The sequence below is a fragment of the Azospirillum palustre genome, assembly GCF_002573965.1.
GTDB classification, from domain to species: domain Bacteria; phylum Pseudomonadota; class Alphaproteobacteria; order Azospirillales; family Azospirillaceae; genus Azospirillum; species Azospirillum palustre.
Window position 1 is genome coordinate 851,217 of the sequence record NZ_PDKW01000041.1, and the last position, 24,662, is coordinate 875,878.

Below are 24,662 nucleotides of genomic sequence, written 5' to 3' on the forward strand. Positions count from 1 at the left end.
CGGGAGAGGGAGATTGACGACTGTTACTTCCCCTGGAGGGCCTTCTGCCAGTCCTTCAGGAACTTCAGGCGCTTCACCTGGTCGAGGTAGGTCAGCAGTTCCGGGCCGACATGGATCGGGCGCAGCGTGCTTTCCGGGATGCCGGCGGTCGGGTTGGCGCTCGCCAGATCGGTGCGGATCGAGCCCATGTAGCGGGCCTGCATCGCCTGCTGGCCCGGCTTCGACAGCAGATAGTCGAGGAACAGCCTGGCGGCGTTCGGGTGCTTGGCGCCCTTCGGGATGAAGGCGATGCGCGACATCACGATGGTGTAGTCGGACGGCAGAACGATGCCCAGCGACTCCGGGTCCTTGTGCTGGCGCTCGTAGACGTAGGAGCCGATCATGTTGTAGCCGATGGTGTGCTCGCCGGACGTCAGGCGCTCGATCATCGCGCCCGAGGAGGTGTAGAGCTTCACCCCGGTCTGGCCCATCGCCTTCACCAGATCCCAGGTGTTCTTGTTCGCCTGCACGTCCTGGGTGATGTAGAGGAAGCCGACGCCGCTGCGCTCCGGATCGTAGGACGTGACCTTGCCCTTGTAGGCGTCCGGCTTCTCGGCAAGCAGCTTGGCGAGGTCGGCGTGGGTCTTCGGCACGTCGGCGGCGGGGACGATGCGCTTGTTGTAGGCGAAGACGATGGGCTCGGCGGTGGTGCCGAAGGCCTCGTTCTTATAGTTGGCCCAGTCCGGAATGCTCTTCGATTCCGGCGAGGTGTAGGACTGGGCGTAGCCGTCGTTGACCAGCTTCATCTGCAGGTCCATCGCCGACGACCACATCAGGTCGGTGGTGCCGGTGTTGGCCGCCGCCTCGCTGATGAAGCGGTTGTACATCTCGGTCGAGTTCTGGTCGGCGTATTCCAGCTTGACCTTGGGATAGAGCGCCTCGAACCCCTTCAGGAGTTCCGACACGGCCGCCGCGTCGGTGGCGGAATAGATGCTGAGCGCGCCTTCCTGGTTCGCCGCCTCGATGATCTTGGCATAGGCGGGGTCGTAGCCGGCGGGGACCGACTGCGCCTGGGCGGTGCCGGCGGTGAAGGCGGGCACGGCGACGGACACTGTGACGGTCAGGGCGGTCGCGACCAGAAGGGCCAGTTTGGTGCGCATCTCTTCCTCTCCTGCGGTTGGTTTCCACGGCGTCGTTGCGGGCCGGGTTGGTTGGGCTTACAAGCGGATTTGCCGTGACTATAGGCAATCAACCTGTCGCCAATCTGTCGCGGATGAAAATTGTTGGTGGAACGGAACAGGTGCGGTCGGATGATGGCCCAGTCGGACGATAGGCGGCTCCCTTGCGCATCCTGATCGTGGAGGACGACGCAGCCCTGGCGCGCGGGGTGACCGGGGGGCTGAAGCTGGCCGGCTACGCCGTCGACCATGTCGCGTCGGGCGAGGAGGCGGTGCGGCTGGAGCGGGCGGAGCCCTATGGGCTGGTGGTGCTGGATCTGGGATTGCCCGATCTGTCGGGGTTCGAGGTGCTGACCCGCATCCGCCGCCGCGGCTCCACCGTGCCGGTGATGATCCTGACCGCGCGGGAGGCGGTGGCCGACCGGGTGAAGGGGCTGGATCTCGGCGCCGACGACTATCTGCTGAAGCCCTTCGACCCGGCGGAGTTCGAGGCGCGGGTGCGCGCCCTGGTGCGCCGCGGCCAGGGCACGCCGGTGCCGGAACTGGCCTGCGGCGGGTTGCGCTACGACCGTTCCACCGCGACGGTGACGCTGAACGGCCGGGTGCTGGATTTGCGCAAGCGCGAGCTGGCGGTGCTGGAGGGGCTGATCACCAGGGCCGGCAAGGTGGTACCGAAGGACCGGCTGGCCGGCGAGGTGTTCGGCTTCGACGAGCCGGTGGCGCCGAACGCCATCGAGCTGTATGTCGCCCGGCTGCGCAAGAAGCTGGAGCCGGACGGGCCGCAGATCCGCACCATCCGCGGGCTGGGCTATCTGATGGAAAATGCCTGATGGCGGCCATTCGGGCGGGCCGGCCGGAGCGGGTGCCATCTCTGCGCCGCCGGCTGCTGACCCGGCTGCTGGTGCCGCTGGGGGCGCTGGCGGTCGGGCTGGGCGTCGGCGGGTCGGCGCTGATCCACGGTTTCGTGCAGTCCACCCACGACCGGCTGCTCGCCGGCTCGACGCTCGCCATCGCCGAGCGGCTGGCGGTAGGCGACGACGACGGCGAGGTGACGGTCGATCTGCCGGCCGTCGCCTTCGGCATGCTGGAGAGCCAGGCCCGCGACAACATCTATTACAACGTCGCCCATGAGGGCGGAGTGATCACCGGCTATCTCGACCTGCCGCTGCCGGACATCCAGGAGATGCCGACAAACGTCACGGTCTTCCGCGATGCGACCTATCACGGCCATCCGGTGCGGGTGGCGGCGCAGGTCCGCCGGCTCTACGGCGTGCCGCAGCCGGTGCTGGTCCAGGTGGCGGAGACGACCGCGGGACGGCGCGCGCTGGAGGTCGATCTGCTGCTGTGGCTGACCCTGCTGGAGGTGGCGCTGGTCGGCGGCAGCGGGATGCTCGTGTGGGGGGCGGTCGGGCGCGGGCTGGCGCCGCTGAAGCGGCTGCGCCGGGTGATCGACGCCCGCTCGGCACGCGGGGGAATGGCGTTGGTCCCGCTGCCGCTGGCGGTGGTGCCGGCGGAGGTGCTGCCGCTGGTGGTCGCCATCAACGGGCTGCTGGCCCGGCTGGACCAGTCCATCGGCACGATGCGGCGCTTCACCGCCGACGCCTCGCACCAGCTGCGCACGCCGCTGGCGGTGTTGCGCACCCATCTGGCCCTGCTGCGCCGTTACGGCACCGACAGCGCGGAGGGGCGCGCGGCGCTGGACGATGTCGAGGGGGCGGTGAAGCGGCTGGAGCGGCTGCTGGTCCAGCTGCTGGCGCTGGCCCGCGCCGACGAGGATTCGCCGGTGGTCCCCGCCGCCCCTGAGGTGACAGACCTGATGCAGGTGGCGATGGAGGTCGCTGCGGAGCAGGTGCCGGCGGCGCTGGCCCAGGATGTCGAGGTGCGCTTTGAGGGGCCGGAGGACGGAACCGCCCTGCGGGTCGCCGGGAATGCCGTTCTGGTGGGGGAGCTGCTGGGCAATCTGCTGGACAACGCCATCCGCTACAACCGGCCGGGCGGCACGGTGACGGTGCGGGTGGGGGGTGGTCCGGCGATGGCGCCGCTGATGGAAGTCGAGGACGACGGCCCCGGCATCCCGGAGGCGGAGCGCGGGCGGGTGTTCGAGCGCTTCTACCGCCTGGACCGTCCGGGCGAGCCGCCGCGCACCGGCAGCGGGCTGGGACTGGCCATCGTCCGCGCCCTGGCCGACCGGCTTGGGGCGTCGGTGCGGCTGGATGCCGGGCAGGATGGCAGGGGGCTGAAGGTGACGGTGACCTTGCGGGCGGCGTCGGGCGAGACCTGTATTGTGCCCGAAATCCCCCTCTCCCCCCCGGGGAGAGGGTCGGGGTGAGGGGGATGCATGATGTGGATCGGCAAGGATGCGAAGTGCCACTCAGCCGCATAAGGCACGCCATGCTCCCCCCTCACCCTAACCCTCTCCCCGGGGGGGAGAGGGGATGAGTCCCCACCCCAAGCGCTGCCATGACAATTTTGTTAACCAGAGCTGCGCGGATTTGTCGCCGGCTTCCATTGCCAGTTCGCAGCTGCGGGACTATCTGACCGCTCCGCAAGGCCTGTGCCGGCAAGGTGTTGGAAGTAAATACAGTTCGGGTCACGGACGAATATTTTTCCTCAACCCGGCTTGGCTCACGGAAGAAAGAAACGGCTCCCGGCGTCTATTGCCAGGAGACCGCACAATAAGGGTCTGGCCGCCCATCGAACCGGGCGGCCGAAAGAGGTTAGGGAAAGGGTCTGTCGCTATGCTTTGCAACATCGTCACCGTCGCCTCGTTGGGCGTTCTTTTGCTGTCGGGTATCGGCTTCAGCGTCACCAAGGCGCCGAAGCAGGACCGCCAGCACGAAACCGACATGCCTCGCCGCATGGCGGACGAGAACATCATGGGGTGATGTGGGGTCTTTACTGTGACCGCGGGGGTTTCCGGCAGTCACGAAGGTGATGGAGTCCCCCTCTCCCGTCCCGGGAGAGGGAGGGGCCCGCCGAAGGCGGGAGGGTGAGGGGTGATCCAAGAAACCCTTAGTTCGGGATACTTGCACTACCCCTCACCCTTCCCAAGCTTCGCTTGGGCCCCTTCCCTCTCCCGGGGCGGGAGAGGGACTTTATAGGCAGATCAAGCCCCCAAAATCTTATCAAGCGTGATGGGCAGGTCGCAGAGGCGCTTGCCGGTCGCGTGGTAAATCGCGTTGGCGATGGCGGCGGGGACGCCGACGATGCCGATCTCGCCGACACCCTTGGCCCCCAGCGGGTTGACGATGTCGTCATGCTCCTCGACGAAGATGACGTCGATGTCGTGGACGTCGGCGTTCACCGGGATGTGATATTCGCCGAAATCATGGTTCATGAAGCGGCCCAGCCGCTGGTCGATCATCGATTCCTCCTCCAGCGCCATGCCGATGCCCCACACCACCGCACCAAGAATCTGGCTGCGCGCCGTCTTGGGATTGATGATGCGGCCGGCAGCCACCGCGCTGACCACGCGAGTCACCTGCACGGTGCCGAGGTCCTCGTCCACCCGCACCTCCGCGAAGATGGCGGAGTGGGTGCCGAGCGCATGCTTCATCTGCGACTTGTAGTAGGGGATCGAGCGCGCCTCGTCCTCCAGCACCAGCAGATCGTTGGCCCGCATCACCTCGGTGATCGACAGGCGCCAGGATGGGTCGGACTTGGCGATCAGGAAGCCGTCGGCGAAGGTCAGCTCGTCGGCCTTCAACCCCTTCAACGGACCGTCGTTCAGTCCGGCCGCCAGACCGGCCAGCCTGTCGCGCAGCCGGTCGCAGACCGCCTTCACGGCTGAGCCGACCGACGACACCGTCCACGAACCGCCCTGCAACGGCGCCATCGGCAGGTTGGTGTCGCCGAGCTGGAAGGACACCTTCTCAATCGGCAGGCCAAGGATGTCGGCGGCGATCTGCGTCATCGCCGTGTAGGTGCCGGGACCGATGTCGGCGGTGGCGCTGCCCACCGTCAGCGTGCCGTCGATGCCGAGCCTGGCCGACGCCACCGCCTGACCCTGCATGGCGTCCCACACGCCGGTCGCCATGCCCCAGCCGACCAGTTGCCGGCCCTCGCGCATCGACCGCGGGGCATGGCTGCGCTTGTGCCAGCCGAAACGCTCGGCGCCCTGCTGGAAGCAGGCGCGCAGCTCCTTGCTGGAGAAGGGCTTGTCGGTGTTGGGATCGACCTCGGTGTAGTTCTTCAGCCGCAGCTCCAGCGGGTCCATGCCCAGCTTGGCCGCCAGCTCGTCCATGGCGATCTCCAGCGCCGGCACGCCGATGGCCGCACCGGGGGCGCGCTGGTCGAGCGGGGTGTGGGTGTCCAGGCGCGCCAGCTTGTAGTCCAGCCGGACATTGTCGCACTTGTACTGCTGGCCCGACCAGTTGACGACGACCTCGACGTAGTTTTCGGTCTGCGAGGTTTCCTGCACCGCCTCGTGGATGACGGCGGTGAGGGTGCCGTCCTTCTTCGCCCCCAGCGCCACGCGCTGGAGCGTTTCCGGGCGGTGGCCGAAGCTGAACATCTGCGGGCGCGTCAGCTCGACCCGGACCGAGCGCTTCAGCGTGGTCGCCGCCAGAACCGCCATGAACAGCTGATGCTGCGGACGCAGGCCCGAGCCGAAGGCGCCGCCGACGAAGGGCGAGATCACCCGCACCGCGTCGGTGGCGAGGTTGAAGACGTTGCAGACATAGGTCTGGCTGTTGATCGGCCCCTGCGTCTTGTCATGGACGGTCAGGCTGCCGTCATTGTGGTAGATGACGGTGGAGGCGTGCATCTCCATCGGGTTGTGATGCTCGACCGCCTGAGAGAAGTTCAGGTCGACGCTGACCTCCGCCTCGGCCAGTGCCGTGTCGGCGTCGCCGCGCGGCTTGGGCGGGGGCTGGAAGCCGCCCTTGTCCTTGCCGGGGGTGAAGGCGTCGGCCTTGGCCGCACGCAGGTCGGTCCGGTGGTCGTCCGCCTCGTAGGTCACATGGATCAGGCGGGCGGCGTAGCGCGCCAGCTCGAAGCTCTCCGCCACCACCAGGGCGATGGGCTGGAGCGCATGGTGGATCGTCGCATCGTAGAGCGGGCGGAAGGGCGAGCCCTTCGGCGCGTCGTCGTCCTTCCACTTGCGGTCGAACCAGGGCAGGCTCGGCCGGTTCTCGTGGGTGAAGACCTGGAACACGCCGGGAAGCGCCAGCGCCTTCGCGGTGTCGATGGCGAGGATCCGGCCGCGGGCGATGGCGCTGGAGACGATGTAGCCGTGGGCGAGGCCGGGCGTGTTGAACTCCGCCGCGTATTTGGCGCCGCCGGTCACCTTCAGCCGGCCGTCGACACGGCTGACGGGCTTGCCGATCTGCGAACCGGGACGGTCGAGCGGAGCGGGGATGGTCGGTTTGGCGATCATGAGTGCTCCACTCCGGCGGCTTCGGCCAGCGCCCGGACGATGGCGCGCTCGGCAAGTGCGATCTTGAAGGCGTTGTGGGACTGGCCCCTGGCGTCGCGCAGCAGGACGCGCGCGGCCTCGCGGAAGGTTTCCAGCGAGGCGGGCTTGCCGGCGAGTTCGGCTTCGACGGCCGGATCGCGCCAGGGCTTGTGGGCGACGCCGCCGAGCGCGAGACGGGCGCTGCGGATCGTCTGGCCATCTATCTTCAGGGCGGCGGCCACCGACACCAGGGCGAAGGCGTAGGAGGCGCGGTCGCGGACCTTGAGGTAGGTCGAATGGTCGGCGAAGCCTTGCGCCGGCAGGTCGATGGCGGTGATCAGCTCGTCGGCGGCGAGGCTGCTGTCGATGTGCGGGGTGTCGCCGGGCAACCGGTGGAAGTCGGCGAAGGGGATGGTGCGCTCGCCCGTGGGGCCGCTGACGCGGACGACGGCGTCGAGTGCGGCCAGCGCCACGCACATGTCGGACGGGTGGACGGCGATGCAGCTGTCGCTGGCGCCCAGGATGGCGTGGATGCGGTTGACCCCGGTCAGCGCGCCGCAGCCGGTCCCCGGCTCCCGTTTGTTGCAGGGGGTGCCGGTGTCGTAGAAGTAGTAGCAGCGCGTGCGTTGCAGCAGGTTGCCGCCGTTGGTCGCCATGTTGCGCAGCTGCGCCGAGGCGCCGGCCAGGATCGCCTTCGACAGCATCGGATAGCGCGCCTGCACCCGCGCGTCATAGGCGGTGTCGGCATTGCGGGCGAGCGCGCCGAGGCGCAGGCCGCCGCCTTCGGTGTCCTCGATGCGGTCGAGGCCGAGGCGGGAGATGTCGACCAGACGCTCCGGCCGCATCACGTCGGCCTTCATCAGGTCGAGCAGGTTTGTGCCGCCGGCGACGAACTTCACCGCCGCCTCGGTCGTCGTGCCGGGCTGGCCGGCGACGCCGCGCAAGGCCGCATCGACGCTGTCGGGGCGGTCGTAGGAGAAGGCCCTCATGGCGCGCCTCCGTCCTTGGCGGACGGCTGCGCGTCCATCACCTGCCGGATGGCGGCGACGATGTTGGGATAGGCGCCGCAGCGGCAGAGGTTGCCGCTCATCAGTTCGCGGATGTCGTCGTCGGACTTGGCGTGCCCCTCCTCCAGCAGGCCGACGGCCGAGCAGATCTGGCCGGGCGTGCAGTAGCCGCACTGGAAGGCGTCCTGCTCGACGAAGGCCTCCTGCAACGGGTGGAGCGCGTCGCCGCTGGCGAGACCTTCAATCGTCGTGACGGTCCGCCCCTCCGCCATCACCGCCAGGGTCAGGCAGGAGTTGATGCGGCGGCCGTCCACCAGCACGGTGCAGGCGCCGCACTGGCCATGGTCGCAACCCTTCTTGGTGCCGGTCAGGTCGAGATGCAGGCGCAAAGCGTCGAGCAGGCTGGTCCAAGGGGCGACGCGCAGGGTCTTGCGGCTGCCGTTGATGGCGAGCGTGACGTCCATCGCTTCGGGCATCGCCTCGGGCATCGCCTCGGGAGGAGGGGCGGGCTGTTTGTGGGCGTGGCCCTGGGAGGCTGGACCTGTTGGCTGCGACATAACCGCTCCGACTGCTGGCAGGTGGTTCCGCGAAAGGGATCCCGGAGGTAACAGCAACCCTTCCGCCGCGTTCCGTGACGGCGCCCGGTTCCCTCTCCCGCCCCGGGAGAGGGAAGGGGCCCGCCGCAAAGCGGTGGGAAGGGTGAGGGGGCAGGCACAGAGCCATGCGGCTCGGGATTCTTGGATTCCCCCTCACCCTCCCCACCTCCGGTGGGTCCCCTCCCTCTCCCGGGGCTCTCAGCGGATCTTCGATCCGCCTGACGCCGTCAGCACAAACAGAGTTTGTGCGAGAGGCGGGAGAGGGCATGCAATTCGCGGAGTCCCCTGCCATGAAACTTTCCGGTTCCTGCCGCTGCGGCGCCGTTCGCTTTACGCTGAACTCGCCGACGCCGGTCCCCTACATGCGCTGCTATTGCACCATCTGCCGCAAGAGTGCCGGCGGCGGGGGATACGCCATCAATCTCGGCGGCGATGCCGACACGCTGGAGGTCGAGGGGCGCGAGGCGGTGGCGATGTGGCGGGCGCCGATCGAGGACCCCGATCATCCGGGCCAGACCCACCCGGGTCCGTCGCACCGGCATTTCTGCAAGCACTGCGGCACGGCGCTGTGGGCGGAGGATCCGGCCTGGCCGGACCTGGTCCATCCCTTCGCCTCCGCCATCGACACGCCGCTGCCGACCCCGCCGGAGCGGGTCCACATCATGCTGGACTTCAAGGCGCCGTGGGTGGAGGTGCCGCAAGGTCCCAACGACGTGCAGTTCGCCCGCTATCCGGAGGACTCGCTGGAGGACTGGCACCGGCGGCACGGGCTGCTCGACCGGTAGACGCCGCGCGGTGGCGCGGTTGCTGGGGTGGCTGGCGCTGCTGGTCCTGCTGGCGCTGGGCGGGGCGGCGGCCGGGGTGTGGGCCGGGCTGATCGCGGTGCCGCCGCGCTACGACCCGTGGGCGCGGCTCGACCTGCGGGCGGAACCGGACTGGCTGACCGGCTTCAAGCTGGCGCGGTTGACCGGCGAGCCGGAGCAGTGCCGGGCGGCGCTGGGCGAAACGGGACTGCGCTTCACCGCCCTGCCCGACCGCCCGTCGGACCAGAATTGCGCGCTCAGCGGCGTGGTGCGGGTGTCGCGGTCGGACCTCTCCGCGCCGGGGCTGGCCTTCAGCAGCGGCTTCATCGCCACCTGCGGGCTGGCCGCCGCCTGGACCCTGTTCGAGGCGAACGCCCTCCAGCCGGCGGCGCAGCGGCATTTCGGGCAGAGGGTGGTGCTGGTCGAGCATCTCGGCACCTATGCCTGCCGCAACGTCTATGGCCGGGCGGACGGGCGGCGCAGCGAGCATGCGACCGCCAACGCCATCGACCTCGCCGCCTTCGTGCTGGCCGACGGGACGCGGATCGGCGTGCTGGCCGACTGGGAGCAGAAGGGAGGCAACGGGGCGGACGGGCGGAAATCGGCCTTCCTGCGCGACCTCCGCGACGGCGCCTGCCGCTTCTTCGACGTGGTGCTGGGCCCCGACTACAACGAGGCGCACCGCAACCATTTCCACCTCGACATGGGCGCCTTCCGCACCTGCCGCTGACGCCCCTCCGGTTCGGACTATATCTGCTGGGTGCGTCAACGATTCTACGAAAGAAAGGGTTATCTCTCGCCGGCTTTGGCCTCACCATCCTTATAAGAAACGGCAGAATAAAAGCGGGAGGAGGCCGATGTTGACTTTGCTCTATCGAAGCGATGCGGTGCCTTTGCTGCCTTTTTCGGCATTGGCGGACATTTGTGTACGAAGCTCCGCAAAGAATCGCCGTCTGGGCCTGACCGGTTTCCTTGTGGAGCATGAGGGAACCTTTCTTCAAGTCTTGGAAGGCGAGCCGGATGCCGTGAACGGATTGTTCGACCGCATTTCGCATGACGAGCGTCACCGCAACATGGCGGTGCTGGGCCGGTGGGAGCGGCCGGGGCGGGCCTTCGGCTTCTGGGCGATGAATTTCGGCCCTCTGGACGACCCGGCCTTCTGGCAGGGCGAGTTCGCCGAACTGCGCGACGGCGCGGCCTTCCGGCGCAGCAGCGGCGATGCCGAAACCGCGCTGGCCGTGCTGTGCCGCGCCTATGTCTTCGCCGGCACGGTGGCGGGCACCGACCCGGTGATCCGCGGCTTCGTCATGGGCTATCCGCCGGCAACGGGGCAACTGGTGAAGGTGTGAAAAATCAAGCCCCTGATCGGGCTGGATGGTTTGAATTGATCCCTTGACGGGACGGCGCCTGCTCGTGCCATCGTCGCCCTCGCCCCGGCCCCCGTGGCCAGCCGCCGAGGAGAACCCCGTCGATGAGCGCCCTGCGGCGTCTGTCCGCCCCTGCCCTGGTCCTGGCCCTTCTGACGGCTCTGGTCGCCGCGAAGCCATGGCTGCACCGCCATCTGGAGCCGTTCGTCGGTCCGGATCTCAGCAGCGGGTTCGACATCGCCGTCGCGTCCGCCGCCTGGCTGGTCGCTGCCTGGGGCGGGGCGCGGCTGATCGACCTGCTGGCGGCCGGCAACGGCGGGCTCGGCCCCGACGGCGCGCCGCGGCCGCCGCGCATCCCGCGGCTGCTCGCCGACCTGATGCGCTTCTTCGTCTATGGCGTCGCCGTGGTGGCGATCCTGGCCTTCGTGTTCGAGCAGCCGGTGACCGGCCTGCTGGCGACCTCCGGCGTCGCCATCGCCGTGCTGGGCTTCGCGCTGCGCAACATGATCGCCGACATCTTCGCCGGCATCGCGTTGAACATCGAGCACCCCTACCGCATCGGCGACTGGCTGGAGCTGTCGCCCGGCGTGTCGGGGCGGGTGGACGAGATCAACTGGCGCGCCACCCGGCTGATCGCCGGCGACGGCACCGCCATCGTCGTGCCGAACGGCATCGTCGCCGGCAGCCGCTTCGTCAATTACAGCCGCCCCAGCCCGGCCTTCCGCACCACCGTCCCCATCCTGCTGGACCAGGAGGTGCCGGTGGAGCGCGCCAAGCGCATCCTGCTGTCGGCCATGCTCTGCGCCGACGGCGTGCTGACCACCCCGCGGCCCGACGTGGTGGTGGAGGCGGTGACGCCCAACGGCATCTCCTATCTGGCGCGCTACTGGCTGGACGATTTCGGGCGGGTGGCGCTGGTGCGCGATTCCGTGCTGGCGGCGGTGGTGGGCAACCTCGCCCGCGCCGGGATCGAGCCGGCCCGGCCCAAGCAGGAGATCCGCCGGCGCCAGCCGGCCTTGCCCGACACCGACACCCTGCGCCGCGGCCTGCTGCGCCAGACCGAGCTGTTCGACGCCTTCGACGACGACGAGGTCGACGCGCTGGCGCTGGCGATGCGGCAGATCCATGTGCCGGCCGGGTCGCCCGCCGTCCGCCAGGGCGATGCTGGAGAATCGCTGTTCGTCATCGCCGAAGGCGTGTTCGACGTGCAGGTCGCCGCCCCCGCCTCCGCTTTCTTCACCGACACGATTGACGGGCAGCGGCCGGGGATGCTGCATTTGACGCGGCTGCGGCCGGGCGACCTGTTCGGCGAGATGTCGCTGCTGACCGGGCAGCCGCGCAGCGCCTCGGTGGTCGCCTGCACCGATTCCGTGGTGTTCGAGCTGGCGCGCAACCATCTGGACCCGGTGCTGCGCCGCCGGCCGGAACTGGCCGAACGGCTGGCCGAGCTGATGGCCGAGCGCCAGAGCCGCAACGCCGCCGAAACCAACCGCCAGCAGGGCGCCGCACCGCCGCCGACCGTGGAATCGCAGGCGCTGCTGACCCGGCTGCGCGGTTTCTTCGGGCTGTAGACCGCCCGCCGCACGGGAACCTTGAGCCCTGCCAGCCGTTGTTCCACGCGGGTAGCGGTGGTGCAGTTCGGCCCTTCTTGACGGGTCTGGCGCCCCTTCGTCCTGAACCAACGAGGAGGCTCGACAGCCGATGTGCGGAGTGAGTGGCGAGATTCGTTTCAAATCCGGCGAGGCGGCGAGCACCGCCGCCGTCCAGGCCATGTGCGACCGTCTGGCGCCGCGCGGACCGGACGGCCATGGCCTGTTCGCCCACGGGCGCGTCGCCTTCGGCCATCGCCGGCTGAAGATCATCGACCTCAGCGAGGCATCTCAGCAGCCGATGGTCGATTCCGCTCTCGGCCTCGCCATCGTCTTCAACGGCTGCATCTACAACCACCGGGAGCTGCGCGAGGAGCTGGCCGGGCTCGGCTACAGCTTCTTCTCCGACGGCGACACCGAGGTGCTGATCAAGGCCTATCACGCCTGGGGGCCGAATTTCGTCACGCGCATGAACGGCATGTTCGCCTTCGCCATCCATGAGCGCGACAGCGGCCGGGTGGTGCTGGGCCGCGACCGGCTGGGCATCAAGCCGCTCTATCTGGCCGACATTCCGGGGGGCTTGCGCTTCGCCTCCTCCCTGCCGGCGCTGGTGGCGTCCGGGGGGATCGACACCGACGTCGATCCGGTGGCGCTGCACCATTACATGAGCTTCCACGCCGTCGTCCCGGCGCCCCACACCATCCTGAAGGGCGTGCGGAAGCTGCCGCCCGCGACAGTGCTGGTGGTGGAGCCGGACGGCACGCGGCGGGAGCACACATACTGGTCGCTGACCTTCGGTCCGCAGGCCGGCGACGAGGGCCGCGACTTCGCCGAGTGGCGCGAGCTGGTGCTGGAGACGCTGACCCGCGCGGTGCGCCGCCGGCTGGTCGCCGACGTGCCCGTCGGCGTCCTGCTGTCGGGCGGGCTGGACAGTTCGCTGATCACCGCGCTCCTGGCCGAGAACGGACAGAGCGGGCTGAAGACCTTCTCCATCGGCTTCGAGACGGTGGGCGACGAGCGCGGCGACGAGTTCCAGTACTCCGACATCGTCGCCAAACATTTCGGCACCGACCACCACCGCCTGTTCGTCGACAGCGCCCGCGCCCTGCCGGAGCTGACCGACTGCGTGCGTGCGATGTCGGAGCCGATGGTCAGCCACGACAACATCGGCTTCTTCCTGCTGTCGCAGGAGGTGGCGAAGCAGGTGAAGGTGGTGCAGTCGGGCCAGGGCGCCGACGAGGTGTTCGGCGGCTATCACTGGTATCCGCCGCTGCTGGAGAGCAGTGACGCCGTCGGCGATTACGCCCGCGTCTTCTTCGACCGCGACCATGCGGAAATGGCAGAGGCGCTCGACCCCAGGTTCATCGGCGAGGATCATTCCCGCCGGTGGCTGGAGCAGCGCTTCGCCATGCCGGGCGCCGAGCGGCCGGTGGACAAGGCGCTGCGGCTCGACACCACGGTGATGCTGGTCGACGACCCGGTGAAGCGCGTCGACAACATGACGATGGCCGCCGGGCTTGAGGCGCGCGTGCCCTTCCTCGACCATGAGCTGGTGGAGCTGGCCGCCCGCATCCCGGCGGAGATGAAGCTGCCGGACGGCGGCAAGTATGTGCTGAAGGAAGCGGCGCGGCGGGTGGTGCCGGCGGCGGTGATCGACCGGCCGAAGGGTTATTTCCCGGTGCCGGCGCTGAAATACCTGCGCGGTCCATTCCTGGAGCGGGTACGCGACGTGCTGAACGCCCCGTCGGCGCGCGAACGCGGGCTGTTCCGCCGCGACTATCTCGACCGGCTGCTGGCCGATCCGGAACGCCACATCACGCCGCTCAGGGGATCGAAGCTGTGGCAGGTCGCCCTGCTGGAATTCTGGTTCCAGGAACAGGGCCTGTAAGCAGGCGACTCAAAACGACCGACGCTCCGCCGGCACATCCGGATGCGGGCCCCTGGAGGGGGGACCGATCCGCGTTCGCGGATGTTGCCAATGCGTGGAGCCGCATCCGACGACCAGGGGGATCCCATGAGCTACGCCCGCGTGAAACCGCACCGGCTGGAACGCGCCGCCAGCGCCACCCTGCGCCACACCCGCCGCTACACCGGCCGGCCGCCGGCGGGAGAGACCGGGGCCGACGCGCCGCGTGCCGCCATAGTGACAGACGTGACGGTCGATTGCGGCTGGGGACGGCTGATCTTCGCCCACACCTTCGACGATCTCGACCGCATGATCGACACGCTGCGGCAGGAGGCGCCGGGCACCCGCGACATCGTCTTTTACCTTCAGGACCCGCATGTCGCCCTGTCGCGGGCACCGCAGGAGCTGTTCCTCGACCCGTCCCACACCTTCCGCCTGTGGCTGACCGACTACCGGCCGTCGCGGCGCCGGCCGAAGGGCTATAGCGTCCGCCGGCTGCGCACGCGCGAGGATGCCGAAGGGGTGCAGCGCATCTATGCCCGGCGGCGGATGGTGCCGGTCTCCTCCTCCTTCCTGGTGGCGTCGCGCAACAGCCGGGTGCTGACCCACTTCGTCGCCTGCGACGACGCCACCGGCGAGATCATCGGCTCGGTCACGGCGGTGGACCATGCCCATGCCTATGGCGACCCGGAAAACGGCAGCTCGCTCTGGTGCCTGGCGGTCGATCCGCAGGCCTCCTTTCCGGGGATCGGCGAGACGCTGGTCCGCACGGTGGCGGAGCATGTGCAGGCGCGCGGCCGCGCCTTCCTCGATCTGTCGGTGCTGCACGACAACGAGAACGCCATAGCACTCTATGAGAAGCTGAATTTCCGCCGGATTCCGGCCTTCGCGCTGAAGACCAAGAACCCGATCAACGAGCGGCTGTTCACCGGCCCGCAGCCGGGCGAGCAGCTGAACCCCTATGCCACCATCATCGTCAACGAGGCGCGGCGGCGCGGCATCGGCGTCGATGTGCTGGATGCCGAGGCCGGCTATTTCTGCCTGACCTGGGGCGGGCGCAGCGTGGTGTGCCGGGAATCGCTGAGCGAGCTGACCAGCGCCGTCGCCATGAGCCGCTGCGACGACAAGGCGGTGACGCGGCGCGTTCTGGAGCGCGCCAGCCTGAAGGTCCCGGCCCAGGCGGTGGCGGGCGAGCCGGAGGAGAATGCCGCCTTCCTGGAGACCCATGGCCGCATCGTGATCAAGCCGGCGCGCGGCGAGCAGGGCCGCGGCATCACGGTGGACGTTCGCGATGCGGAAACGATGGAGCGCGCCATCGCGTCGGCCCGCCAGCATTGCGACACGGTGCTGCTGGAGCAGTTTTATGAGGGGCAGGATCTGCGGATCATCGTCATCGACAAGAAGGTGGTGGCCGCCGCGGTGCGCCGCCCGGCCGAGGTGACCGGCGACGGCAGCCACACGGTGCGCGAACTGATCGAGGCGCAAAGCCGCCGCCGCGCCGCCGCCACCGGCGGGGAGAGCCACATCCCGCTGGATGCCGAGACCGACCGCTGCCTCGCCGCCGCCGGGAAGAGCCTGGACGACGTGCTGGCGGCGGGCGAGGTGCTGCCGGTGCGCAAGACGGCGAACCTGCACACCGGCGGGACAATCCACGACGTGACCGACAGCCTGCATCCGGAACTGGTGGAGGTGGCGACGGTCGCCGCCCGCGCGCTCGACATCCCGGTGGTCGGCTTCGACCTGCTGGTCGAGGCGCCGGACCGGCCGGGCCATGTCTTCATCGAGGCGAACGAGCGTCCGGGCCTCGCCAACCACGAACCGCAGCCGACGGCGGAACGCTTCGTCGATCTGCTGTTCCCGCAGACGCGGGGGGTTCTGTGAGGCCGGCACCCGCCGCGCCACCATCCTGAGGAGGACCATCCGACCATGGCCGTGCCGCTGCCCATCGACATGGGGTATGTCACCGACATCCTGTACCGGCTGCTGACCACGCCGAGCCCGACCGGCTACACGGCCGACGTGGTGCGGCTGTGCTGCGCCGAGCTGGAGCGGATGGGCATCCCCTATGAGCTGACGCGGCGCGGCGCCATCCGGGCCGACCTGAAGGGGGTGCGCTCCACCCCCGACCGGGCGCTGGTCGCCCATGTCGACACGCTTGGCGCCCAGGTGAAGATGCTGAAGGACAATGGCCGGATGGAGCTGGTGCCCATCGGCCACTGGTCGTCGCGGTTCGCCGAGGGGGCGCGCTGCACCGTGCTGACCGACCGCGGCCCCTGGCGCGGCACCATCCTGCCGCTGAAGGCATCCGGCCACACCTTCAACAAGGAGGTCGACAGCCAGCCGGTCACTTGGCAGCAGGTGGAGCTGCGCGTCGACGCCCCGGTCGCCAACCGGCGCGACCTGGAGGAGCGCGGCTTCAACATCGGCGACATCGTGTCGATCGACCCGCAGCCGGAATTCCTGGAAAACGGCTACATCGTCTCGCGCCATCTCGACGACAAGGCCGGGGTGGCGGTGATGCTGGGTGCCGCCAAGGCGGTGGTCGATGCCGGGGCCGCCCTGCCGGTGGACTGCCATCTGCTGTTCACGATCTCCGAGGAGGTCGGGTCCGGCGCCTCGTCCATCCTGCATCAGGACGTGGCGGAGATGGTGACCATCGACAACGGCACCACCGCGCCGGGACAGAACAGCAGCGAGTACGGCGTCACCATCGCCATGGCCGACAGCACCGGCCCCTTCGACATGGCGCTGACCCATTCGCTGATCGCGCTGTGCCAGGCGCAGAACATCCCGCACCAGCGCGACGTCTTCCGCTATTACCGCTGCGACAGCGCGTCGGCCATCGAGGCCGGCAACGACATCCGCACGGCACTGGTCTGCTTCGGCATCGACGCCTCGCACGGCTACGAGCGCATCCACGCCGACGCGCTGGAAAGCCTGGTGCGGCTGCTGGTGCTGTACCTGCAAAGCCCGCCCAGGGATTGAGGGCGGGATTGAGGGACGGACCGCTCAGCAGCCCGCCGTTCCGTCCCGCCGAACCTCTTCCAGCACGCGGCGCAGGTCGCCGGGGTGCAGCGGCTTGTGCAGGAAGGCGCAGCCGCGGCGCTGGCCCTCCAGCAGGGATTCGGGCGCGGTCTCGCCGGTCAGCACCACCGCCGGGATGTCGGTCTTGAACAGCTTGCGGACGCGGTCGATCACGTCGAAGCCGGACACCTTCCCCGGCAGGCGCAGGTCGGTCAGGATGGCGTCGGGCGGTCCTTCCAGCCCGTCGACCGCGGCGAACACCTCGCGCATGTTGGACGCCGAGACGAAGGCGCAGCCCCAGCTTTCCAGGGTCAGCAGCAAACCGGACAGCACCATGCTGTCGTCGTCCACCACCAGGATGCGCATGCCGTCCAGCGGCACGGCGGCAGCACCCTGGTCGGACGAGGTCAGCGCCGCCGGGGCTTCGACGGGCCCCTCTTCCCCTTCCAGCCGCTCGACGGTGACGGCGAAGACCGAGCCGCGGCCGGAGCGCGACTGCACGTCGATGGGGGCGCTCAGCAGAACCGACAGGCGCCGGACGATGGCGAGACCGAGGCCGAGGCCGCGGGTGGGATCGCGCGCCGGGTTGGTCAGCTGGTGGAACTCGTCGAAGATGACGTCCAGCTTGTCCTGCGGAATGCCGAAGCCGGTGTCCCACACCTCGATGCGCCAGCGGCCGTCGCGCTTGCGCAGGCCCAGCATGATCCCGCCGCGCTGGGTGTAGCGGATGGCGTTGGCCAGCAGGTTGCGGACGATGCGGCCGAGCAGGACCGGGTCGCTGCGGGTCACCGCCCGGCAGGGCAGATGGACGCGCAGGCGCAGCCCCTTCTCCTCGGCCTGCGGGCGGAATTCGTCGGCCAGCGAGTGCAGCAGCGCGTCGAGCGGCACCGCCTGCAGGTCGGCCTCCACCGTGCCGGCATCCAGCGTCGAGATGTCGAGCAGGGCGTTCAGCAGCTGCTCGCCGGCCGTCATCGCGTTGGCCAGCATGCCGGCGGTGCGCGAGGCCCGCGCGTTGCCCTCCACCTGGTTGGTCAGGGCGTCGAGGAACAGGCGCATCGCCTGGAAGGGCTGCCGCAGATCGTGGCTGGCCGAGGCCAGGAAGCGGGAGCGCGCCGCGGTGGTGCGCGCCACCTCCGCCCGCATGGTCTCGGCCATCTGGGCGATGGCGCCGTCCAAGGTCGCCGTCGCCAGCACGCCGACCACCCGGCCGTCGACCAGCAGCGGCGTCGCGCGCAGGCCGATCGGCGGTTCGCTCGGCAGGGTCAGCCGGACGCTGTCGGGCGGCATGGCCGGGCTGTCGGCGGTTCCCTCGCGGTAGAGCGGGCGCAGCGCGTCGGCCACGGCGGTCCAGCCGCCCGGCAGCAGGCTCGGCCCGCTTTCGTCACGGGCGGCGGCGCGCGGGCGGTTCAGCAGGGTGGCCAGCGACTCGTTGCAGCGGACGGCGGCCATCTCCGGCCCGCCGACCACCAGCATGGTTGGAACCGTCCCGGCCGCGCAGACGCGCCGGGCATTCTCAAGGCACTCGCGATACCGAAGATCGGTCGGGGACATGGGGGTGGCCGAAGATCGGTGCATCGCGTCGGTGTCTTTCGCGTCGGTGTCTCTGGAGATCGGAGGCTCGTGGATGGGCTGGAGGCTGATCGCCATGGGCACCTGTCGGACCGTCGGACAGTTTCGTAAAGCCCGCAGAGAATAAACGGACAAGCCGGCTTTCGAAATCAAACGATGGCCCTACTCCCCTCCTATGCGGAAGGTGCAGGACGCGGCAAACGGATAAGATGGTCCTCCACGAAGTATTTGCGCCGGAGAAGCGCCATCAGCCTGATCTTGAGGACATCCATCGTCTGTCCCTTTCCAACGAAATCGTCGGCTCCGGCGTTCAGGCTGATCATCAGCTGTTCCTCATCGTCCTGGCTGGTCAGGATGACGATTTGGAAGAACAGGCCGCGCTGGCGGCGGAACCTGTCGAATCTTTCGCAGAGCTGGGTGCCGCTGGTGCCCGGCATCACCAGATCCAGGATGACGCAGTCCAAGGCACCGCCGGACAGCGCCGCCACCGCCTCGTCGGCGTTGCGGGCGGCGGTGACGGTGCAACCCTCCTGCTCCAGCTCGGCGCGCAGGAATTCGCGGTAGGTCGCGCTGTCGTCGACGATCAGGATGCGGGCGCGGCGGAAGATCTCCGGCGCCGTCGGCGGGGCGCTGCGCCGCTCGATCAGCGTGCAGGCGGTCTCCACCACCGCCTTGGGGTCGGAGGGGTCGCTCTCCCCCTGCCCGCGGCCGAGCACGATGACGGCGGCGTCGCTGCGGGCGCGCAGCTCGGCCAGGCCGGTCGGGCCGGCAAGCTCGCCCTCGACGATCAGGAGATCCCGCGGGGTGCCGGCGATCTCCGCCAGGGCAGGCTCGACGCCGTCGACGCAGACGGTCTCCACGCCACGTTCCTCCAGCAGCAGCTTCAGCAGAAGCCCCTGCGTCTGGGAACCCATGACAACCAGGGTGCGGGGTCCGTTCATGACGCCATCTTATCGTCGGAGGTCAATTGCAGCAGCCGTCCGGCCACCCGGTCGAGCGGCAGTTCCTCCACCGCGCCGCCCAGCCGCACCGCGGTGCCGGGCATGCTGTGGATCACCGCCGTGGAGGCATGTTCGGCTACGGTGTAGGCGCCGGCCGTCCGCATGTCCACCAGCCCTCTCGCGCCGTCCTCGCCCATTCCGGTCAGCAGCACGCCGATGCCGGAGGCGCCATAGGCGCGCGCCATCGACTGGAACAGCACCTCCCCCGACGGGCGCTGGCCGCACACCATCGGGTCGGCGGTGAGGCGCAGCGTGGCGCCGTCCACCAGCAGGTGGCGGTCGCCCGGCGCGACATAGACCGTGCCGGGCCGCGGGGTCAGCCCGGCCTCCCCCAGCCGCACCGGCAGGGCGGAGACGGTGCCGAGCCAGCTGGCGAAGCCGGCCATGAAGGGCGCGCCCATATGCTGGACCACGAAGACCGGCAGCGGGAAGTCGGCCGGCAGATCGCGCAGGATCTTCGCCAGCGCCGCCGGCCCGCCGGTGGAGGCGACGAGGCCGAGCGCACGGAAGCGCCGGAGCCGGCCGTCGGGCGCCACCGCCTCGTCCGGCAGCCTGCCTTCCTGAGACGGGGCGTCCGCGGACACTCCTGCGGACATGCCAGAGGCGGGGCGCGCGGCGCGGGCGGTGATGCGGTGGCGGATCACCTTCACCTGGCTCATGATGACCAGCTGGGTGCAGAGATGGTGCGCCACCGTCTGGTAGTCGGCACGCGCCATGCTGCCCGGCTTCTCCACCACCGCCAGCGCGCCGGCCTGGAGCGCCCGCATCGGGATGTCGAGGTCGTGCACGTCCGACGCCACCACCACGATCGGCAGCGGGGTCTGCCGCATGATGCGGCTGGTCACCTCGAAGCCGTCGATGCCCGGCAGGCGGATGTCGAGCGACACCACGTCGGGCGCCGTCCGTTCGATCATGCGCAGCGCCTGCTCGCCGCTCGACGCGATGCCCGCCACCTCCAGCCGCGGGTCGGCGCTGATGACGTGGCTCAGCAGCTGCTGGATGACCGGGCTGTCCTCGACCACCAGCACGCGGATGCGACGGGGTCCGGTGGTGAGGGGTCCGCCGTTCGCCGGCCCGCTCACAGCAGCCGCCGGATGCCGGCCAGAAGCTCGTTCTGGTCGAAGCGCGTCTTGACGATGTAGGCGTCGGCGCCGAGCCGCAGGCCGCGCTCGCGGTCCTCGTCGCTGGCGCGCGAGGTGACGAGGATCACCGGGATCTCTTCCAGCCGCTTGTCCGCCTTCACCGCCTGCAACAGGGCGAAGCCGTCCATCCGGGGCATCTCGACGTCGCTGATGATCAGGCCAACCTCCATCCCTTCCGACAGGCGCTCCAGGGCCTCGCGCCCGTCCACGCACAGCGTCACCCGATAACCATGGGCTTCGAGGATGCTCTTTTCCAGCGTGCGGGTGGTGATGCTGTCATCGACGACCAGGATATGCGCCCGGGCAGGGGTCGCCTCTTCGGCAGGGCGTGCCGGGGGCGGCAGGGTGCTGCCGGGCAGCGGCATCAGGCCCGGAATGTTCAGCACCAGCGCCGGTCCGCCATCGTCCATCAGCACGGTGCCGAGATAGCGGCCGCTGTCCAGCCCGGTCTCCTCCGCCGCCGTCACCACCGTCTCGCGCGTGGCGACGAAGCGGTCGACCGCCAGCGCCAGCCGCCGGTCCCCCGCCCGCACCACGACCAGCGACAGCCCGCGCTCGGCCGACGGCACCACCGGCGCCTCCATGCCCAGGAGGGCGGCCAGCGAGGTGACGGGGATTTCCTCCTCGCCGATGCGGGTCATCGGCGTGCCGGTGCCGGAGAACAGCGACTGGGCGCTGGCGGTGCGCAGGCGGACGACGTCGGCGGACGGGATCGCCAGGGTCTGGTCCTGCACCAGGACGAAGACGAGACGCTGGCTCAGCAGGCTGAGCGGCACCTCGATGGTGACCGCGGTGCCGCCGTCCGCGCGGTCGGCGATGGTCAAATTGCCCTGCAGCCGCTCCACTTCGCGCCTGGCGATGGCGAGCCCCATGCCGCGCCCGGCCAGCTCGGTGGTCCGGGCGGCGGTGGAGAAGCCGGGATGGAACAGGAATTCGGTCAGCCGCTCCTGCGGCATCTCCTCCCCCGCAGACAGCTCGTCGGCGTCGATCAGGCCGCGCTCGGCCGCCTTGCGCAGGATCGCCGCGCGGTCCAGCCCGCGGCCGTCATCCTCGATGCGCAGGCGCAGGCGCGACCCCTCCACCGACGCGGCGATGGTGACGCGCGCCGCCGGCCGCTTGCCCAGCGCCAGCCGCTCCGCCGGCGTCTCGATGCCGTGGCTGATGGCGTTGCGGGCGATGTGCAGGATCGGGTCCTTCAGCCGTTGCAGCACGGTGCGGTCGGCCTCGACCTCCAACCCGCGGACATCGACCTCGACCTCCTTGCCTTCGGCCCGGCTGATGTCGCGGACCATGCGGCCGAGGCCGCTCAGCTGGTTTTCCGCCGGCAGCATGCGCAGCCGCCGCATGTCCTGCTGGAGACCGCCGCCCCAGCGCCGCATCGACCACAACAGCCGGTCGTGGCTGCGGTGCGCGCTGTCGAGCGCGCCGCCGAGCGCGCGGAAGCGGCGTTCGAACGCCATCAATGCGGGCAGCGCGCCGCGCGCGTCCAGCGCCCTGGGCAGCGCGCTGGGCAGCGCGTCGGCCAGCCCGTCGGCCCCCGCCGCCGCATCGGCGCGGACGCCGCGGCCGATCTGAACCCGCAGATGCCGCCATGCCCGGTCGAGCGCCCGCCATTCGCGGCGCATCGTGCGAAGCTGTTCGCCGAGGCCGGCCTGGGCCTCCACCTCCGGCAGGAGAGCAGACGCGGTTTCCGAAAGGCGCTCCAGCCCCTGTGCCGCGATGCGGACCAGGGCGGCGCTGTCGGCATCGGCGGCACGGTCGCGCTGGGCCGGCGCCGGGCGGGCGGCAGTGCGGGCGACTGGGCGGGTGGCGGGCGGAGGCGGAGCCGCCCCGCCGCTGCGGCCGGCGGCCAGCGCGTCGAGATCGGCCAGCACCCCGGCGGTCTCCACCGCGTCGCCGCCCTGGAGCGACCAGGCGACCAAGTCCTCGATGGCGTCGAGCGACCGGCGCACCACGCCGACGCTGGCGGGGTCGAGCGGAAGCTCGCCCTTCTGCACGGCGATGAAGGCCGCCTCCAGCCGGTGGGAGATCGCCTCCACCTCCGGCAGGTCGACGGCACGGGCGGCGCCCTTCAGGCTGTGGGCGCGCCGGTGGATATCGACGAGATCCGGCGCATCGCCGGTCGCCTCCGCATCGCGGAGCGCGTTGCGGATGGCGGCGAGATGGTCCTTGTGCTCCAGGTCGAAGGCAGCGAGCAGGCGCTGGCGGATGTCCATATCAGGGGCTCCGGGTGGGAGCATAATCCCCTCTCCCCCCCGGGGAGAGGGTTAGGGTGAGGGGGACGCGTGGCAGGATTTTCAGGTAAGGCACGCGGTGCATCCCCCTCACCCCGCCCCTCTCCCCGGGGGGGAGAGGGAGATTTCGGGGGGAAGAGGAAGAAGTGTCATAGCCTCGGCGGTGCATCGTCACACCTGATAGTTCCGCACCGCCTCGACCAGACCCTGGCCGAGGTTGTTCAGGTTGGCGGCGGCGCCTTCCAGCTGGCGGGTGCCGGCCGCCGTCTGGCTGCTCGCCTCGCGGATGTTCTGGAGCGCCTGGATCACCTGCTCCAGGCCGATCTGCTGCTGGTTGGTGCCGGCGACGATCTGCTGGAAGGCCAGCACGCTCTCCTGGATGTTCTCCGCCATGGTGCGGATGGTCGACTGGGTGGCGTCGGTCTGGCGCTTGCCGGCGGCGACGCGCTTGACCGCCTCCTCCGTCAGCATCACCGACGCGTTGATGCCGTGCTGGATCTCCGACAGGTTGGAACGGACCTGGGAGGTCGCCTCCTTCGACTGGTCGGCCAGGCTCTTGATCTCGCCGGCGACAATCGAGAAGGTGCGGCCATGCTCGCCGGCCGCCGCCGCCTCGATGGCGGCGTTGAGCGCCAGCAGGTGGCAGCGCTCGGCGATGTCGTTCACCGTCACGATGATCTCGCCGATGGCCTGGGTGCGCTCGGACAGCATGACGATGTTCTCGGCCACCGCCTCGGCCTGCTCGCGGATGGCGTCCATCGCCTGGATGGTGTCGTCCACCGCCTTCATGCCGGAATGGCTGGAGGCCGCCACCGTCTGGGCGCCGTGGGAAACGTCCTGGGCGCGCCGGTTGATCTGGGCGCCGGACTCGGTGATCTCCGACAGGGTCGCCGTGGTCTGCTCCACCGCCGCCAGCTGTTCGGCGACGCTGGCCGACTGCTGCTGGGTCGAGGCGCGGATCTGGGCGGTGGCGGCGTGGACGCTCTCCGCCGTCTCCCGCGTGGTGCGGGCCATCGACTTCAGCCGGCCGGCCATTTCGTTCAGATGCTGGCCGAGGACGGCGAGTTCGTCCTTGCCGGCGATCATGATCTCCTGCGTCAGGTCGCCGTGGCCGACCTTGGTGACGAAGTCGATGGCGCGGCCGAGCCGGCGGGTGATGGAGCTGCCGATGGTGTAGGCCACCCCCACCGCGATCAGGAAGACGGCCACCAGCGCGATGACCGAGGACTGGATGGCGGAGTTGTAGATCGCCCGGATGTCGTCGCGGCCGGCGGCGGTCAGGTGGTCGATGGCGGTCTGGGCGGCGTCGATGCGCTGCTCCATCACCTTGCGCAGCTGGTCCACCTGCTGGCGGCGCTGGAGCGCCTCGGCGACCTGGTTGCGTTCGAGCAGGGTGTAGATGGTCCGCGCCTCGTCGCCCACCGCGCCGATGGCGCGGTTCATCTCGGTCACCGACGTGTCCAGCTCCACCCAGCCCTTGCGGCGGCTGTCGGTCACGCTGTTCTGCGAGCGTTCGGCGACCATCGAGCGCAGCTTGCCCAGCGTCTCGCGCAGCTTCTGCCCGGTCTGTTCATATTGGCTGCGCATCGGCGCCATGATGGCCGGGATGTCGGCGGCCCGCCCTTCGGCATTGGCGACGGACACCGCGTTCAGCGCCGCTTCCCGGGTGCTGCGCAGCTCCGCCTGCTGGTTGCCGACCTGCACCACCATGTCGGCGGCCTCGGTGTCGTAGCTGGACACCGCCATGATCACCGACAGCGCGTCGGAGAAGCGCGACATCTGGTAGAGCGCCAGCAATGCGGTCAGGACACAGACGATGCCGAATCCCAGGACCAGCTTGTGTGCGACTTTCATGTTCATTCTTCCACTCCG

19 protein-coding genes are annotated in these 24,662 nt (G+C 69.7%); 10 read left to right on the plus strand and 9 right to left on the minus strand.

Features of this window, described 5'->3' with window-relative positions; genetic code table 11:
• Window positions 1-23: 23 nt before the first annotated feature.
• Window positions 24-1,139 (minus strand): ABC transporter substrate-binding protein, encoded by a 1,116-nt coding sequence (locus tag CRT60_RS17440; protein ID WP_098737773.1) that lies wholly within the window; start codon window positions 1,137-1,139, stop codon window positions 24-26.
• Between the two features lie 182 nt (window positions 1,140-1,321).
• Here CRT60_RS17440 and CRT60_RS17445 point away from each other — a divergent pair, with 182 nt between their 5' ends.
• From CRT60_RS17445 to CRT60_RS36480, 3 genes are all read left to right on the plus strand, one after another.
• On the plus strand, window positions 1,322-1,987 hold the full coding sequence (locus tag CRT60_RS17445) for a response regulator transcription factor (protein ID WP_098737774.1): 666 nt from the start codon (window positions 1,322-1,324) through the stop codon (window positions 1,985-1,987).
• Complete coding sequence (locus CRT60_RS37545; RefSeq protein WP_098737775.1) at window positions 1,987-3,486, plus strand: sensor histidine kinase; 1,500 nt, start codon at window positions 1,987-1,989, stop codon at window positions 3,484-3,486. Before CRT60_RS17445 ends, CRT60_RS37545 begins: the two co-directional genes overlap by 1 nt.
• Window positions 3,487-3,895: 409 nt before the next feature.
• Window positions 3,896-4,042, plus strand: coding sequence for a hypothetical protein (locus CRT60_RS36480; protein ID WP_167421730.1), 147 nt, complete (start codon window positions 3,896-3,898; stop codon window positions 4,040-4,042).
• A gap of 221 nt (window positions 4,043-4,263) precedes the next feature.
• Here the strand turns inward: CRT60_RS36480 and CRT60_RS17455 are convergent, their stop codons facing one another.
• Genes CRT60_RS17455 through CRT60_RS17465 form a run of 3 tightly spaced genes read right to left on the minus strand, consistent with a single transcriptional unit; the run spans window position 4,264 to window position 8,116 of the window.
• Complete coding sequence (locus tag CRT60_RS17455; protein WP_098737776.1) at window positions 4,264-6,534, minus strand: xanthine dehydrogenase family protein molybdopterin-binding subunit; 2,271 nt, start codon at window positions 6,532-6,534, stop codon at window positions 4,264-4,266.
• Complete coding sequence (locus CRT60_RS17460; protein WP_098737777.1) at window positions 6,531-7,541, minus strand: FAD binding domain-containing protein; 1,011 nt, start codon at window positions 7,539-7,541, stop codon at window positions 6,531-6,533. The genes CRT60_RS17455 and CRT60_RS17460 overlap by 4 nt, the downstream gene beginning before the upstream one ends.
• On the minus strand, window positions 7,538-8,116 hold the full coding sequence (locus CRT60_RS17465) for a (2Fe-2S)-binding protein (protein ID WP_098737778.1): 579 nt from the start codon (window positions 8,114-8,116) through the stop codon (window positions 7,538-7,540). Before CRT60_RS17465 ends, CRT60_RS17460 begins: the two co-directional genes overlap by 4 nt.
• A 329-nt stretch (window positions 8,117-8,445) precedes the next feature.
• On the opposite strand from CRT60_RS17465, the gene CRT60_RS17470 reads away from it, so the two are divergent.
• From CRT60_RS17470 to CRT60_RS17500, 7 genes are all read left to right on the plus strand, one after another.
• Entirely contained in the window at window positions 8,446-8,940 is a 495-nt protein-coding gene (locus tag CRT60_RS17470; RefSeq protein WP_098737916.1) for a GFA family protein, read from the plus strand.
• A gap of 10 nt (window positions 8,941-8,950) precedes the next feature.
• Window positions 8,951-9,688, plus strand: a complete 738-nt coding sequence (locus CRT60_RS17475; RefSeq protein ID WP_204561959.1) for an extensin-like domain-containing protein — start codon at window positions 8,951-8,953, stop codon at window positions 9,686-9,688.
• A 127-nt stretch (window positions 9,689-9,815) separates the two neighbouring features.
• Complete coding sequence (locus CRT60_RS17480) at window positions 9,816-10,307, plus strand: BLUF domain-containing protein (protein ID WP_098737779.1); 492 nt, start codon at window positions 9,816-9,818, stop codon at window positions 10,305-10,307.
• A gap of 122 nt (window positions 10,308-10,429) precedes the next feature.
• Window positions 10,430-11,896, plus strand: a complete 1,467-nt coding sequence (locus tag CRT60_RS17485; RefSeq protein ID WP_098737780.1) for a mechanosensitive ion channel family protein — start codon at window positions 10,430-10,432, stop codon at window positions 11,894-11,896.
• A 130-nt stretch (window positions 11,897-12,026) separates the two neighbouring features.
• The gene (locus tag CRT60_RS17490) at window positions 12,027-13,802 is read left to right on the plus strand and encodes an N-acetylglutaminylglutamine amidotransferase (RefSeq protein WP_098737781.1); all 1,776 of its coding nucleotides are present in this window, start codon (window positions 12,027-12,029) and stop codon (window positions 13,800-13,802) included.
• Between the two features lie 126 nt (window positions 13,803-13,928).
• Window positions 13,929-15,701: an N-acetylglutaminylglutamine synthetase gene (gene ngg / locus CRT60_RS17495; RefSeq protein WP_098737782.1), complete on the plus strand. Its 1,773-nt coding sequence runs from the start codon at window positions 13,929-13,931 to the stop codon at window positions 15,699-15,701.
• Window positions 15,702-15,746: 45 nt separating this feature from the next.
• Entirely contained in the window at window positions 15,747-16,805 is a 1,059-nt protein-coding gene (locus tag CRT60_RS17500; RefSeq protein ID WP_098737783.1) for an osmoprotectant NAGGN system M42 family peptidase, read from the plus strand.
• Between the two features lie 24 nt (window positions 16,806-16,829).
• Here the strand turns inward: CRT60_RS17500 and CRT60_RS17505 are convergent, their stop codons facing one another.
• The 5 genes from CRT60_RS17505 to CRT60_RS17530 all read right to left on the minus strand — a co-directional run bounded on the left by CRT60_RS17505 (window position 16,830) and on the right by CRT60_RS17530 (window position 24,644).
• Entirely contained in the window at window positions 16,830-18,317 is a 1,488-nt protein-coding gene (locus CRT60_RS17505) for an ATP-binding response regulator (protein WP_244592561.1), read from the minus strand.
• A gap of 269 nt (window positions 18,318-18,586) precedes the next feature.
• On the minus strand, window positions 18,587-19,354 hold the full coding sequence (locus CRT60_RS17510) for a response regulator transcription factor (RefSeq protein ID WP_098737785.1): 768 nt from the start codon (window positions 19,352-19,354) through the stop codon (window positions 18,587-18,589).
• On the minus strand, window positions 19,351-20,496 hold the full coding sequence (cheB, locus tag CRT60_RS17515) for a chemotaxis-specific protein-glutamate methyltransferase CheB (RefSeq protein WP_244592562.1): 1,146 nt from the start codon (window positions 20,494-20,496) through the stop codon (window positions 19,351-19,353). The genes CRT60_RS17510 and cheB overlap by 4 nt, the downstream gene beginning before the upstream one ends.
• Complete coding sequence (locus CRT60_RS17520) at window positions 20,493-22,772, minus strand: hybrid sensor histidine kinase/response regulator (RefSeq protein ID WP_098737786.1); 2,280 nt, start codon at window positions 22,770-22,772, stop codon at window positions 20,493-20,495. Before CRT60_RS17520 ends, cheB begins: the two co-directional genes overlap by 4 nt.
• 189 nt (window positions 22,773-22,961) lie before the next feature.
• Window positions 22,962-24,644: a methyl-accepting chemotaxis protein gene (locus CRT60_RS17530; protein WP_244592563.1), complete on the minus strand. Its 1,683-nt coding sequence runs from the start codon at window positions 24,642-24,644 to the stop codon at window positions 22,962-22,964.
• Window positions 24,645-24,662: the final 18 nt, after the last annotated feature.

Bases quoted from the DNA above. Each gene is read 5' to 3' on its own strand.
- CRT60_RS17440 (WP_098737773.1), bottom strand. From the start codon at position 1,139: ATGCGCACCAAACTGGCCCTTCTGGTCGCGACCGCCCTGACCGTCACA.
- CRT60_RS37545 (WP_098737775.1), top strand. From the start codon at position 1,987: ATGGCGGCCATTCGGGCGGGCCGGCCGGAGCGGGTGCCATCTCTGCGC.
- CRT60_RS36480 (WP_167421730.1), top strand. From the start codon at position 3,896: ATGCTTTGCAACATCGTCACCGTCGCCTCGTTGGGCGTTCTTTTGCTG.
- CRT60_RS17455 (WP_098737776.1), bottom strand. From the start codon at position 6,534: ATGATCGCCAAACCGACCATCCCCGCTCCGCTCGACCGTCCCGGTTCG.
- CRT60_RS17460 (WP_098737777.1), bottom strand. From the start codon at position 7,541: ATGAGGGCCTTCTCCTACGACCGCCCCGACAGCGTCGATGCGGCCTTG.
- CRT60_RS17465 (WP_098737778.1), bottom strand. From the start codon at position 8,116: ATGTCGCAGCCAACAGGTCCAGCCTCCCAGGGCCACGCCCACAAACAG.
- CRT60_RS17470 (WP_098737916.1), top strand. From the start codon at position 8,446: ATGAAACTTTCCGGTTCCTGCCGCTGCGGCGCCGTTCGCTTTACGCTG.
- CRT60_RS17480 (WP_098737779.1), top strand. From the start codon at position 9,816: ATGTTGACTTTGCTCTATCGAAGCGATGCGGTGCCTTTGCTGCCTTTT.
- CRT60_RS17485 (WP_098737780.1), top strand. From the start codon at position 10,430: ATGAGCGCCCTGCGGCGTCTGTCCGCCCCTGCCCTGGTCCTGGCCCTT.
- CRT60_RS17490 (WP_098737781.1), top strand. From the start codon at position 12,027: ATGTGCGGAGTGAGTGGCGAGATTCGTTTCAAATCCGGCGAGGCGGCG.
- ngg (WP_098737782.1), top strand. From the start codon at position 13,929: ATGAGCTACGCCCGCGTGAAACCGCACCGGCTGGAACGCGCCGCCAGC.
- CRT60_RS17500 (WP_098737783.1), top strand. From the start codon at position 15,747: ATGGCCGTGCCGCTGCCCATCGACATGGGGTATGTCACCGACATCCTG.
- CRT60_RS17505 (WP_244592561.1), bottom strand. From the start codon at position 18,317: ATGCTGGTGGTCGGCGGGCCGGAGATGGCCGCCGTCCGCTGCAACGAG.
- CRT60_RS17510 (WP_098737785.1), bottom strand. From the start codon at position 19,354: ATGAACGGACCCCGCACCCTGGTTGTCATGGGTTCCCAGACGCAGGGG.
- CRT60_RS17520 (WP_098737786.1), bottom strand. From the start codon at position 22,772: ATGGACATCCGCCAGCGCCTGCTCGCTGCCTTCGACCTGGAGCACAAG.
- CRT60_RS17530 (WP_244592563.1), bottom strand. From the start codon at position 24,644: ATGAAAGTCGCACACAAGCTGGTCCTGGGATTCGGCATCGTCTGTGTC.